Annotated in this window: 10 protein-coding genes and 1 pseudogene; 10 read left to right on the plus strand and 1 reads right to left on the minus strand. The window is 41.4% G+C overall.

Annotated elements, in window-relative coordinates; all coding sequences use genetic code 11:
• The 8 genes and pseudogenes from V7147_RS00405 to V7147_RS00440 form a co-directional block, all read left to right on the plus strand.
• Window positions 1-182 (plus strand): annotated as a pseudogene (locus V7147_RS00405) (acetyl-CoA C-acyltransferase); the annotation flags it as partial.
• 19 nt (window positions 183-201) lie between these two features.
• A complete protein-coding gene (locus V7147_RS00410) occupies window positions 202-1,056 on the plus strand; it encodes a 3-hydroxybutyryl-CoA dehydrogenase (RefSeq protein ID WP_335365886.1) in 855 nt (284 codons plus the stop codon).
• A gap of 70 nt (window positions 1,057-1,126) precedes the next feature.
• Entirely contained in the window at window positions 1,127-2,260 is a 1,134-nt protein-coding gene (locus V7147_RS00415) for an acyl-CoA dehydrogenase (RefSeq protein WP_335365887.1), read from the plus strand.
• A 276-nt stretch (window positions 2,261-2,536) separates the two neighbouring features.
• Window positions 2,537-3,676: an acyl-CoA dehydrogenase gene (locus V7147_RS00420; RefSeq protein ID WP_335365888.1), complete on the plus strand. Its 1,140-nt coding sequence runs from the start codon at window positions 2,537-2,539 to the stop codon at window positions 3,674-3,676.
• Between the two features lie 62 nt (window positions 3,677-3,738).
• Window positions 3,739-4,359: a TetR/AcrR family transcriptional regulator gene (locus V7147_RS00425; RefSeq protein ID WP_335365889.1), complete on the plus strand. Its 621-nt coding sequence runs from the start codon at window positions 3,739-3,741 to the stop codon at window positions 4,357-4,359.
• A gap of 150 nt (window positions 4,360-4,509) precedes the next feature.
• Complete coding sequence (gene icmF, locus V7147_RS00430; RefSeq protein WP_335365890.1) at window positions 4,510-7,770, plus strand: fused isobutyryl-CoA mutase/GTPase IcmF; 3,261 nt, start codon at window positions 4,510-4,512, stop codon at window positions 7,768-7,770.
• A 194-nt stretch (window positions 7,771-7,964) separates the two neighbouring features.
• Window positions 7,965-8,534 carry a DNA-directed RNA polymerase subunit delta gene (rpoE, locus tag V7147_RS00435; protein WP_335365891.1) on the plus strand — a complete coding sequence of 190 codons (570 nt, stop codon included), beginning with the start codon at window positions 7,965-7,967 and terminating at the stop codon, window positions 8,532-8,534.
• Between the two features lie 277 nt (window positions 8,535-8,811).
• Window positions 8,812-10,419 (plus strand): CTP synthase, encoded by a 1,608-nt coding sequence (locus V7147_RS00440; protein ID WP_335365892.1) that lies wholly within the window; start codon window positions 8,812-8,814, stop codon window positions 10,417-10,419.
• A 273-nt stretch (window positions 10,420-10,692) separates the two neighbouring features.
• On the opposite strand, the gene V7147_RS00445 is transcribed toward V7147_RS00440, so the two are convergent.
• Window positions 10,693-11,226, minus strand: a complete 534-nt coding sequence (locus V7147_RS00445) for a DUF2529 domain-containing protein (protein ID WP_335365893.1) — start codon at window positions 11,224-11,226, stop codon at window positions 10,693-10,695.
• A gap of 423 nt (window positions 11,227-11,649) precedes the next feature.
• On the opposite strand from V7147_RS00445, the gene V7147_RS00450 reads away from it, so the two are divergent.
• Together V7147_RS00450 and V7147_RS00455 are read left to right on the plus strand one after the other, a co-directional pair.
• Window positions 11,650-12,021 carry a response regulator gene (locus tag V7147_RS00450; RefSeq protein ID WP_335365894.1) on the plus strand — a complete coding sequence of 124 codons (372 nt, stop codon included), beginning with the start codon at window positions 11,650-11,652 and terminating at the stop codon, window positions 12,019-12,021.
• A gap of 329 nt (window positions 12,022-12,350) precedes the next feature.
• Window positions 12,351-13,208 (plus strand): class II fructose-bisphosphate aldolase, encoded by an 858-nt coding sequence (locus V7147_RS00455; protein WP_335365895.1) that lies wholly within the window; start codon window positions 12,351-12,353, stop codon window positions 13,206-13,208.
• Window positions 13,209-13,407: the final 199 nt, after the last annotated feature.

Genomic DNA, 13,407 nt, shown 5'->3' on the forward strand with positions numbered 1-13,407 from the left:
TTGATCCTGAAAAAATAAATGTCAACGGTGGGGCAGTAGCACTCGGTCATCCCATCGGGGCGAGTGGAGCAAGAATTATTATCACACTAATTCATGAATTAAAACGCCGTGGCGGAGGTATCGGAATTGCAGCCATCTGCAGTGGTGGAGGCCAGGGCGACGCGATAATGGTTGAAGTATAAATTTAAGGAGGTATGTTTGATGAAGGTTCAAAAAGTAATGGTAATTGGTGCAGGACAAATGGGCTCAGGGATTGCACAAGTTTGTGCAATGGCAGGGTATGATGTCAAGCTCCATGACTTAAAACAAGAATACCTAGATCGAGGGTTTGCGACAATCACGAAAAATCTTACCCGCCAAGTAGATAAAGGCCGAATGAATGAAGAAGAAAAATCAGCAACTCTAGATAGACTCTCACCATCACTTGACCTACAAAATGCAAGTGATGTCGACCTTGTCATTGAAGCAGCCGTCGAAAATATGGAAATCAAAACAAAGCTTTTCTCTCAACTAGATGAAATTGCACCTCAGAACGCTATTTTAGCAACAAATACTTCCTCTCTCCCAATTACGGAAATTGCGGCGGCAACAAAGCGCCCAGAAAAAGTAATTGGCATGCATTTTATGAATCCAGTGCCAGTAATGAAATTAGTCGAAATTATTCGCGGATTAGCGACAGCCGATGAAGTCTATCAGGTCATTGAAGACATGACAAAAACGTTGAACAAGGTTCCAGTGGAAGTAAATGACTTCCCGGGATTCGTGTCAAATCGCATTTTAATGCCGATGATCAATGAAGCGATTTATACCCTTTATGAAGGTGTTGCCACAAAAGAAGCGATCGATGAAGTGATGAAACTAGGGATGAACCATCCGATGGGGCCGTTAACACTTGCTGATTTTATCGGCCTCGATACATGTCTTTATATTATGGAGACCCTTCACGAAGGCTTCGGCGATGACAAATACAGACCATGTCCATTGCTTCGTAAATATGTGAAGGCAGGCTGGCTAGGTAAAAAATCAGGTCGAGGTTTCTATACTTACGAAGGATAGGGGTGAACTCAGGGTGACAACTCTTACAAACAACCCACATCATCTAGATCCCACATTGGAGGGAAGCAACATGAATTTTCATTTTACAGAAGAACAAGATATGATGCGAAAAATGGTCCGTTATTTCGCAAAAGAGGAAATCGCACCATTTGTGGAAAACATGGAGAATGGAGAGTTTCCACGAGAAATTCTTTCAAAAATGGGCTCCCTTGGACTAATGGGAATTACAACCCCTGAAAAATATGGCGGAGCTGGGATGGATTTTACATCTTATATTATTGCAATTAATGAGCTTTCTAAGGTGAGTGCGACGATCGGTGTTATCTTATCCGTTCATACCTCAGTTGGAACACACCCCATTTTATATTTCGGAACAGAAAAGCAAAAGCAGAAATACGTTCCAAAGCTTGCAAGTGGCGAATATCTTGGGGCATTTTGCCTCACAGAACCGAGCGCAGGCTCAGATGCCGCAAGTTTAAAAACAAGGGCTGTAAAGCAAGGCGACCATTATGTGTTGAATGGTTCAAAGGTTTTCGTTACAAATGGCGGGGAAGCAGATGTGTATATTGTGTTTGCCCGCACCAATCCTGCTGAGTCTGGTAGCAAGGGAATTACTGCTTTTATTGTTGAAAAAAATACCCCGGGCTTTGTGTTCGGTAAAGATGAGCATAAAATGGGTCTCCTCGGCTCACGTACCCTGCAAATTACGCTTGAGGATGTGAAAGTACCAGCAGAAAATATTCTAGGTGTTGAAGGCGATGGCTTTAAGGTGGCGATGGCCAATCTAAGTATTGGTCGAATCGGCATTGCCGCTCAGGCTTTAGGAATTGCTGAGGCAGCCCTCGAGCATGCAGTGGAGTATGCGAAGGCGCGTCACCAATTCGGGAAACCAATCGCCTCCTTGCAAGGTGTTGGCTTTAAGCTGGCGGATTTGGCGACAGCGGTGGAAGCTGCGAGACTACTTGTCTATCGCGCAGCATTTTTACGCGCGCAAGGTTTGCCTTGTGACAAGGAATCTTCGATGGCAAAGCTGTTTGCATCTAAAACCGCGATGGAAGTTACAACGGAGGCTATTCAAGTTTATGGTGGCTATGGCTACACCAAGGATTATTCGGTAGAACGATTCTTCCGAGATGCGAAAATAACAGAGATTTACGAGGGCACCAGCGAAATTCAAAGAATTGTCATCAGTAAGAATTTGTAATGGGGTAATGTGCAAAGGCGGTGGACGTAAATAATTGGGTTAAGACGCAAATGTCTAGGGATAAAACGCAAGTTCGTAGAGAGCGACGCAAATATCTGGAAATCGACGCAAATCCGTGGTGATTGACGTAAATAATCGGAAATCGATGCAAATCCGCCGAGATTGACGCAATAACCTTAAAACGACGCAAAAATCCGGTTGCATACGCATATCGGTCCTAACGCCAACGTAAATCATCACAAAAACTAACATTCAATTTAAGTGGAGGTACCATCTATGTACTTTAAATTATCAGAAGAGCATGAAATGATTCGTAAAATGGTTCGTGATTTTGCTAAAAATGAAGTGGCGCCAACTGCCGCAGAGCGTGATGAAGAGGAACGCTTTGACCGTGAAATTTTCGATAAAATGGCGGAACTTGGATTAACCGGGATTCCGTGGCCAGAGGAATATGGCGGTATTGGCAGTGACTATTTGGCGTATTGTATCGCGGTTGAGGAGCTATCAAGAGTTTGCGCATCAACAGGGGTAACCCTTTCCGCACATACATCACTTGCAGGCTGGCCAATCTACAAGTTTGGCAGTGAGGAGCAAAAGCAAAAATATTTGCGGCCAATGGCACAGGGTGAAAAAATTGGTGCTTATGGTTTAACCGAGCCTGGCTCCGGCTCTGATGCAGGTGGAATGAGAACAACTGCTAGATTAGAAGGCGACCATTACGTGCTAAACGGATCTAAAATCTTCATCACAAACGGCGGAATTGCAGACATCTATGTCGTGTTTGCATTAACAGATTCATCCTCCAAGCATAAAGGAACGAGCGCATTTATCATCGAAAGCGACTTCCCTGGTTTTTCTGTTGGGAAAAAGGAAAAGAAGCTGGGCATTCGTTCATCCCCAACAACAGAAATTATTTTTGAAGAGTGCCGTGTACCTAAGGAAAATCTTCTCGGGGAAGAAGGAGAAGGCTTTAAAATTGCAATGATGACCCTTGATGGTGGTCGTAACGGAATTGCTGCACAAGCGGTCGGGATCGCGCAAGGTGCACTTGATGCTGCAACCGATTATGCGAAGGAACGAGTCCAGTTTGGTAAGCCAATTGCAGCCCAACAAGGGGTTGGCTTTAAACTTGCGGATATGGCAACAAATGTTGAGGCGGCTCGTCTATTAACCTATCAAGCGGCATGGCTGGAATCAGAGGGACTTCCATATGGAAAGGAATCGGCAATGTCAAAATTATTTGCCGGGGACACTGCGATGAAGGTGACAACGGAAGCCGTTCAGGTTTTTGGTGGTTATGGCTATACAAAGGATTATCCGGTGGAGCGTTACATGCGTGATGCAAAAATCACCCAAATCTATGAGGGTACACAAGAAATCCAACGTCTTGTAATCTCAAGAATGCTAACAAAATAATTAGCGGGTAAGGGGGACAGGTTCCGTGTACTTGTGCCCTTTCCCCAACAAGGGGTGATAGGATGCGTAGGAATGATGTACCGGCTTCGGTAAAGGATGAGCGGCTGATCAAGAAACGACGGGACCAGATGATTAAGGGAGCGGTCACCCTTTTTAAGGAAAAAGGGTTTCATCGCTCAACGACGAGAGAGATTGCAAAAGCGGCCGGCTTTAGCATCGGTACACTTTATGAATATATCCGAAAGAAAGAGGATGTTCTCTATTTGGTCGTAGACAGCATCTATGACCAGGTTCAGGAGCGCATGCAGCAAGCCATCAACACAAAGGAAGGCAGTATTGAAAGTCTAAAGCTAGCGATTCGTAATTATTTCCTTGTTATGGATGAGATGCAGGACGAGGTTCTTGTACTCTATCAGGAGGCAAAATCACTTTCGAAGGATGCTCTTCCATATGTGCTGAATAAGGAAGTGGAGATGGTCGGCATGTTTGAAAAAGCGATTGAGGACTGTATCGCAAAAGGGGAGTTTCAATTGCCGAAGAAGCAGGTCGAGTTAGTTGCTCATAATATTTTCGTGCAAGGTCAGATGTGGGGGTTTCGCCGTTGGGCGATGCGCAAGCTTTTCACACTTGAAGAATATATTGAGATACAAACAGAGCTTTTATTAAGGGGAATCGAAAAATAGAGTAATTGTCTAGCTCAAGAAGCTATCGGCTCGAGGTCACAAGCCAATCGCTTCTGAAGGCAAAAGAACGCCTTCTGTCAGCGCTTTTCTTGTGCTTGTCGCCGATAGACGAAGCATTAAGCTTTTCTTAATAGGACTGGGGGAGTAGAAATGAGTACGGTGGAAGTGTATCGTCCTAAGCACCATGTGCGGTTTGTGACGGCTTCAAGTCTATTCGATGGACATGATGCGTCCATTAATATTATGCGCCGAATCTTGCAGGCGAGCGGGGCTGAGGTCATTCACCTAGGGCATAATCGCTCCGTGGAGGAAGTGGTCAATGCGGCAATTCAGGAGGATGCCGGGGGGATTGCGATTTCCTCCTATCAGGGTGGCCATGTGGAATATTTTAAATATATGTATGATCTTCTGAAGGAACGGGAATCGTCCCATATCCGCATTTATGGCGGTGGAGGCGGTGTAATCATCCCTCGTGAAATGAAGGAGCTTCATGAATACGGGATTGCCGGCATTTTTTCACCAGAGGACGGCCGTGTCTTGGGGCTTCAAGGGATGATCAACAAGATGCTACAGGATTGTGATTATCCAACGAGCACTGAGCTAACGGATGAGCTTGAGCTTCTTGAAAAAGGTGATTACAAGACAATCGCAAAGCTCATCACGATTGCTGAAAATCAAATTGGTAACATAGATGAAACGGCTGCTGCTGCAGAAACGATCATTCAAAAAATTAAAGACCTTGAGAAAAGCGTTCCTGTTGTTGGGATTACAGGTACGGGTGGTGCTGGAAAAAGCTCACTTACAGACGAACTAATTCGCCGTTTTATCAATGAATTTGATGATAAAAAGGTAGCGATCCTTTCTGTTGATCCAACAAAGCAAAAAACAGGTGGTGCGCTCCTTGGTGACCGTATTCGTATGAATGCGATTTTTAATCCAAGGGTTTATATGAGAAGCCTCGCAACAAGGGGTTCTAAATCAGAGCTATCGCTCGCCATCAAGGATGCGATTGCGGTCGTAAAAGCAGCTGGCTTTGACTTAATTATTGTTGAAACGAGCGGAATTGGGCAAGGGGATGCTGAGATTACAGAGGTTTGTGACATCGCAATGTATGTGATGACAAGTGAATTCGGTGCTCCTTCACAGCTCGAAAAAATTGACATGATTGACTATGCCGACCTCATTGTCATTAACAAATTCGAGCGCAAGGGTTCGGAGGATGCAAAGCGTCAGGTCCAAAAACAGTACCAGCGCAGTCATCTTTTATTTGAAAAAGACTATGAAGAAATGCCAGTGTTCGGCACAATTGCGAGTCAATTCAATGACCCTGGGACGAACGCCCTTTTTGCTAATTTAGTTGATCGAATCAATCAAAAAATGGGCACGAATTGGGAAACGTCTTTTGAGAAAACAGCAGATGTTCAAAAACAAAACGTGATTATCCCAAATGACCGCCGTTATTATTTAAGAGAAATATCAGACACGGTTCGAAACTATCATAAAAAGGCGGCAGAGCAGGTGGAAATTGCTCGAAAGCTGTTCCAAATTACCGGAACGATCGAAAGTGTGAATGAGCTTGGAAATACAGAAGTCGCGACAACCCTTGAAACCTTAAAATCTCAGTATGAAGCAAGGCTTTCCGATGAATCGAAAAAAATCCTTGCAAGCTGGGAAGCCACAAAGGAAACCTACAAGGGTGAGAAATTCATTACGAAAATTCGCGATCGGGAAATTGTTACGATTTTAAAAACGAAAAGCCTATCAGGTCTATCGATTCCGAAAATTTCTTTACCAGGCTACAAGGATTTCGGTGAAATTTTACGATGGGTTTATAAGGAAAATGTTCCGGGGGCATTCCCATATACGGCTGGCGTCTTTCCGTTTAAACGAGAAGGCGAGGACCCGAAGCGCCAATTTGCGGGTGAAGGAACCCCTGAAAGAACAAACCGCCGTTTCCACTATTTATCAAAGGATGATGACGCGAAACGCTTAAGTACAGCGTTTGACTCAGTTACGTTATATGGAGAGGACCCGGCATATCGTCCCGATATTTATGGAAAAGTCGGCGAAAGTGGTGTCAGTATTTGTACGCTTGATGATATGAAAAAGCTCTACAACGGCTTTGACCTATGTGCGCCTTCAACCTCCGTTTCGATGACAATCAATGGTCCAGCGCCTATCATACTTGCGATGTTTATGAATACAGCGATTCACCAGCAGGTTGAAAAGAGAGAGCAGGAACTTAGTCGTATTTTAACAGTAGAAGAATTCCAAGAAGTTCGTGCGAAAACTCTCCAAACTGTTCGTGGAACCGTTCAGGCGGATATTTTAAAAGAAGACCAAGGTCAAAACACATGTATTTTTTCTACCGAGTTTGCCCTTAGAATGATGGGGGATATCCAAGCGTATTTCATTGACAACAAAGTGCGCAACTATTATTCCGTATCAATCTCGGGCTATCATATTGCTGAAGCGGGTGCGAACCCCATTTCACAGCTTGCTTTTACATTGTCAAACGGGTTCACGTATGTAGAGTACTATCTCAGTCGTGGTATGAATATTAATGATTTTGCGCCAAACCTTTCCTTCTTTTTCAGTAACGGTCTAGACCCGGAATATACGGTGATTGGACGCGTGGCACGTCGCATTTGGGCAACCGTGATGAGAGAGAAGTATGGGGCAAATGAACGCAGTCAAAAATTGAAGTACCATGTTCAAACATCAGGTCGTTCGTTGCACGCTCAAGAAATTGATTTTAATGATATTCGTACGACCTTACAGGCGCTTATGGCTCTTCAGGATAACTGTAATTCGCTTCATACGAACGCGTATGATGAGGCAATTACAACACCGACAGAGGAATCGGTAAGACGTGCAATGGCCATTCAGATGATCATTACGAAAGAGCATGGCTTAACGAAAAATGAGAATCCGTTGCAAGGGTCCTTTATTATTGAGGAACTCACTGAATTGGTTGAGGAAGCCGTGCTTCAGGAATTTGATCGACTGAATGACCGTGGTGGGGTTCTTGGTGCGATGGAAACGCAGTATCAGCGTGGCAAAATTCAAGATGAGTCGATGTATTATGAAATGAAGAAGCATACAGGAGAGCTTCCGATTATTGGGGTGAATACGTATTTGAATCCAAATCCACCTACAGAAGAGGATTTAAATAATATCGAGCTTGCCCGAGCAACGAAGGAAGAAAAAGAACTTCAAATTAACAATTTAAAAGATTTCCAGGACCGAAATAAGGATAAAGTAGAAGAAGCATTGAACAAACTAAAACAGGTTGCCATTAACAACGGAAATATTTTTGCGGAGTTAATGGAAACAGTACAGGTTGCAAGTCTTGGCCAAATCACCCAAGCACTTTATGAGGTGGGCGGACAATATCGTAGAAATATGTAGAAAAAGATCGAGGCTGGGTCAAAAATAGATGACTCAGCCTTAAAAAATGAATAGACTGGCATAAAGTGGTTGATTTTGTTTATAATGAATGATATGTATTTTACAGAACTCTTTTTTATTTTTTTATCTAGCAGTTCAACGTTAAAATAATATTCACAAGTTATTATCAGGATACATAGAAAGGGAGTGCCTTGATGAGTCTCGATCAATACTCACCAGAGCAAATAAAAGAAATGTCAATGCTTGAAGTAGCGTATGAGATTTTTATAGCGAGAAAAGATGCGATTACATTTAACGAGCTAGTTGACGAAGTAGCAAAGGTATTAGAGCTTTCCGAAGAAGAACTTCGCACAAGAATTTCTCAGTTTTATACAGACATTAATATCGATGGTCGTTTTATTACATTAGGCGATAACCGTTGGGGACTTCGTACATGGTATCCATATGAGCAAATCGATGAAGAGGTTATTCATACTGAAAAGCCGAAGAAGAAGAAAAAGTCTAAGAAGAAAAAGGACGAGGATGACGATCTTATCGACTTCGATGACCTTGACGAAGATGATCTTGATTTTGAAGAAGATTACGATGAAGAAGACGAAGAAATTGATGATATCGACGATGAAGATGAGGAAGATGAGGACTTTGATGACATCGACGACGATGAAGAAGAATTCGATGAAGATGATGAAGAGTTATTGGATGATGAAGAATATGAGTTAGAGGAAGACGAAGAAGAACTAGATGAAGAAGAGGAAGAGGACTAATCTCTGTAGAGATGATTGTAACCAAATTCCACTTAAACTTCATATTGACTTTTTAATCTTAACTCGGTAGAATACTTTTTGGGCTCTAAAAAAAGAGTATCTACGAAACCATATTACAAGTTTCGCTCCCTTACATATTGTAAGAGGAGCTTTTTTATTTTATAGGGTAAAAAGGTACGGTGTGTGAAATCCAATTACCCCCGTGAATATTTTCTTTATACAAAATGAAACAATTGCACAAACTTTAACTAATTACATGATTGGGGGAAAAAGAAAGATGACAAAATATATTTTTGTAACAGGTGGGGTTGTATCGTCCCTTGGAAAAGGGATTGTTGCCGCATCTTTAGGTCGTTTGTTGAAAAACAGAGGGATGAATGTAACGATTCAAAAATTTGACCCATATATTAACGTAGACCCTGGAACAATGAGTCCATATCAGCATGGTGAAGTGTTCGTTACTGATGACGGCGCTGAAACTGACCTTGACTTAGGACACTATGAGCGTTTTATCGATATTAACCTAAATAAATATAGCAACGTGACGACAGGTAAAATCTATTCAACTGTCTTAAAGAAAGAGCGTCGCGGTGATTATTTAGGTGCAACCGTTCAGGTTATCCCGCATATTACAAACGAAATTAAGGAAAGAGTATTTCGTGCTGGTCGTGAAACAAATGCAGACGTCGTCATTACCGAAATCGGTGGTACTGTTGGAGACATTGAGTCGCTACCATTCTTAGAAGCTGTTCGACAAATTAAGAGTGACGTAGGCTCTCGTAATGTAATGTATGTGCATTGTACGCTTGTACCATACATTAAAGCAGCGGGGGAAATGAAGACAAAGCCAACTCAGCATAGTGTGAAGGAGCTTCGTAGCCTAGGTATTCAGCCGAACATTATTGTCCTTCGTACAGAAATGCCGATTTCAGAAGATATGAAGGATAAAATTGCACTATTCTGCGACATCGATGCAAAAGCCGTTTTTGAGAGCCGTGATGCGGAAACTTTATATTCAATCCCGTTATCTCTTCAGCAACAAGGCATTGACCAAATCGCATGTGAGCATCTACAACTAGATTGCCACGAAGCAGACATGACAGATTGGATTAAGCTTGTTGAGAAAGTGACACACCTTACAAAAACAACAAATATTGCGTTGGTCGGAAAATATGTGGAGCTTCAAGATGCGTATCTGTCAGTAGCAGAAGCGTTAAAGCATGCCGGTTATGCATTTGATTCAGATATTAACATCAATTGGGTTAATTCTGAAGATGTAACAGATGAAAATGTGGAAGAATTACTAAAGGGTTCAGATGGAATTCTTGTTCCTGGCGGCTTCGGTGACCGCGGAGTGGACGGAAAAATTACAGCCCTAAAATATGCGAGAGAGACAAAAACTCCATTACTAGGTATTTGTCTTGGAATGCAGCTAGCTTCTGTTGAATTTGCACGTAATGTACTAGGTTTAGAAGGTGCACATTCTGCAGAACTTGATCCGGATACTCTACATCCAATCATTGATCTTTTACCAGAGCAAAAGGATATTGAAGATTTAGGTGGAACGCTTCGACTTGGACTTTTCCCTTGTAAAATTGAAGAGGGCACAAAGGCATTTGAAGCTTACAATGATGAAGTGGTTTATGAGCGTCACCGTCATCGTTATGAATTTAACAATCATTATCGTCAAGCAATGGAAGAAGCAGGATTTGTCTTCTCAGGGACAAGCCCAGACGGACGTCTTGTGGAAATTATCGAGCTTAAAGACCACCCATGGTTTGTGGCTTCACAATTCCACCCAGAATTTAAATCAAGACCAAACCGACCACAACCATTGTTTAGAGAATTTATCAGAGCATCTTTAGCAAACGCTGAAAAAATGTAATACGTATATATACGAAATGGCGAGTGAATAGACACTCGCCATTTTTTTATGAGGTTCGGTTGGATGAAGGACATTCCGAACAAAAGTGTGCTTCGTTTGATCCTTCATCTGGGCTATGAAGACCATTCGGATTGAAAGTGGGTCTCGTTTGGTCCTTCATCGGGGTTATGAAGAACATTCCGATCGAAAGTTAATTTCATTCGGTCCTTCATCAACTTTATGAAGACCATTCCAATTAAAATTATGCTTGGTTTAGTCCTTCACTAAAGTACTTTATTCAAATTCCTCGACCATTTCTTTGATTGTAAATTTTAATCCGAAATAGGCATATAAGGCTGTCATCACACTTGGAAAGCCGAAGCGAGTCCCTATTTCATCCGGAATGAGTGGCTTTGTGAGTTTACAATCAATATGGATATCAACACTGTTTACAAGAGTACGTTCACTCTCTGTTTTTACAATTGCCGAAATCGCAACTGTCTGAATACCTTTGCCACGAAGTTCTTCCGCAAGCTTGATGGCATCTTCATCAGTTGAAAGTCGGGTGATTAACAGAACAGAGTCAACACCCTCAATCTCATTCATTTTTCCATTATCAAATAAAGGCTTAGCGGACTTTAGCGGTTCAGCGCCATATAATGCCTCAGTTACAACGGCAGCCATTTCACCAAAGCCATGAACGAGAATCGCACCATCGCTAACAACAGACTGTGCAAGAATTCTTGCGCCATCCTCCATATTCATTTCCTCTTTTTCCATAATCCGATTAAAATGTCCCTGGAGCTGTGTGGTAAAAATTTTCAACATAGAAGTAAAATTCCTTTCTAATTTAATCAAATGCGCCATGGCGTATTGCGCCCAGATTTTAGGTCCACAGGATGTGACGTTTTTAGTCTTTGATCTTACTGTTCGAAAAGATTCCATTGATAATCTGTGGCATCCGCCGGAGGCTGTAATTTCATTGCAGAATTCTGCTGAATGAAATTCCTTTTTTCCATATATTATCATTATAACGTTATACGAAAAAAATAAGAAATGATGTGGAATAATGTTGATAAAAATTGTTTCGGTACTTGAAATAAAAGTTTTCTGTGTAAAAAGAAGGAAATTTGTTACTATTGGTAGAATTAAAAATGAATAACGATATAATAATATTCGAAAAACAAAACGTAAAAAACAAAGCAATTCAGTTATTACTTTTTTATCTATTTTAAGGGGGGTTTTTACAGAATGTCAGAGAAAATCTTAATTGTGGATGACCAATACGGAATACGAATACTGTTAAACGAAGTTTTTCAAAAAGAAGGTTACAAGACATTCCAAGCAGCTAATGGAGTACAAGCGATTGATATCGTTCAAAAACACTCTCCAGATTTAGTATTACTAGATATGAAAATCCCTGGTATGGATGGGATTGAAATCTTAAAAAGACTTAAAAAAATGAATCAAGAAATCAGGGTTATTATTATGACAGCATACGGTGAGCTTGATATGATCCAAGAAGCAAAGGATTTGGGAGCAATTACCCATTTTGCAAAGCCATTTGACATCGATGAGCTACGTGAAGCAGTTAGGGCAAATATCCCTTTAAAATCTGAATAAAAATCACAAAAAATACAAAACCGCGTTGTTATCAAAATGGAAACGCTTCATAGTGAAAACCGCGTAACATTGGTCTCTTGCGAAATCAAAATCTTGTGATATGCTTAGTACTGTATTGTTGCTATTCCTAACACAAGAGGCATTTTTATGTGCTTTTTGTCATGTTTTCTATCTTGATCTTACATATTATGATTTTGTTTCGGTCATTCTATTAGGTGATACGAAATCTTTGGAATAGGTATACAATTAACCTCGGTGTTCTTACCGTGGTTCTATGTGTATAGGGACAAAACCCTACATAAAAAACGGTACAAAAGGAGGAAATTCACATGCCTTTGGTTTCAATGAAAGAAATGCTTGAAAAAGCAAAAGCAGAAGGGTATGCAGTAGGCCAATTTAACTTAAACAATCTTGAGTTTACACAAGCGATTTTACAAGCTGCACAAGAAGAAAATTCACCAGTTATTCTAGGTGTTTCTGAAGGTGCTGGCCGTTATATGGGTGGATTCAATACCGTTGTTGCAATGGTAAAAGCCCTAATGGTAGACTATAAGGTTACAGTTCCAGTTGCAATCCATCTTGATCATGGTTCTTCTTTCGAAAACTGTGCAAAAGCAATTCATGCTGGATTCACATCTGTTATGATTGATGCTTCTCATCACCCATATGAAGAGAACATTGCAATTACTTCTAAAGTAGTTGAGCTTGCACACTTCCACGGAGTTTCTGTAGAAGCTGAGCTTGGTACTGTTGGTGGACAAGAAGATGACGTAATCGCTGAAGGTGTTATTTATGCAGATGTAAATGAGTGTGTGGATCTTGTTAATCGCACTGGCATCGACTGCTTGGCACCTGCATTAGGTTCTGTTCACGGTCCTTACAAAGGTGAACCAAATCTTGGTTTCAAAGAAATGGAAGAAATTGGACAAAAGACTGGTTTGCCACTAGTACTTCACGGTGGAACTGGTATTCCAACAAAAGATATTCAAAGAGCAGTTTCTCTTGGAACAGCTAAAATAAATGTAAATACAGAAAATCAAATTTCTTCAGCTAAAGCAGTTCGTGAAGCATTAGCTGCTAAGCCAGAAGAGTATGATCCACGTAAATACTTAGGTCCTGCTCGTGATGCTATTCGTGAAACAGTTAAAGGCAAAATGCGTGAATTTGGTTCTTCTGGAAAAGCGTAAGAAACCGAAACCTTTTTCAAGTTTAAACGTCTAATTAAATAGATTGGAGATTCGTCTCCAAACCATATAGAAAAGCCGCTTATTTCCTGTTATTTATAACGTGATTTGGAGATAGCGGTTTTCTTGCGTTATAATAAGAAAAGCGCAAGAAGCCCGGATTAAGGAACATCGACTAACACCGCCACGTCCTGTGGCGAAC

Origin of the sequence: Bacillus sp. JJ1521 (assembly GCF_036965165.1) — a bacterium.
GTDB lineage: Bacteria > Bacillota > Bacilli > Bacillales > Bacillaceae_L > Ferdinandcohnia.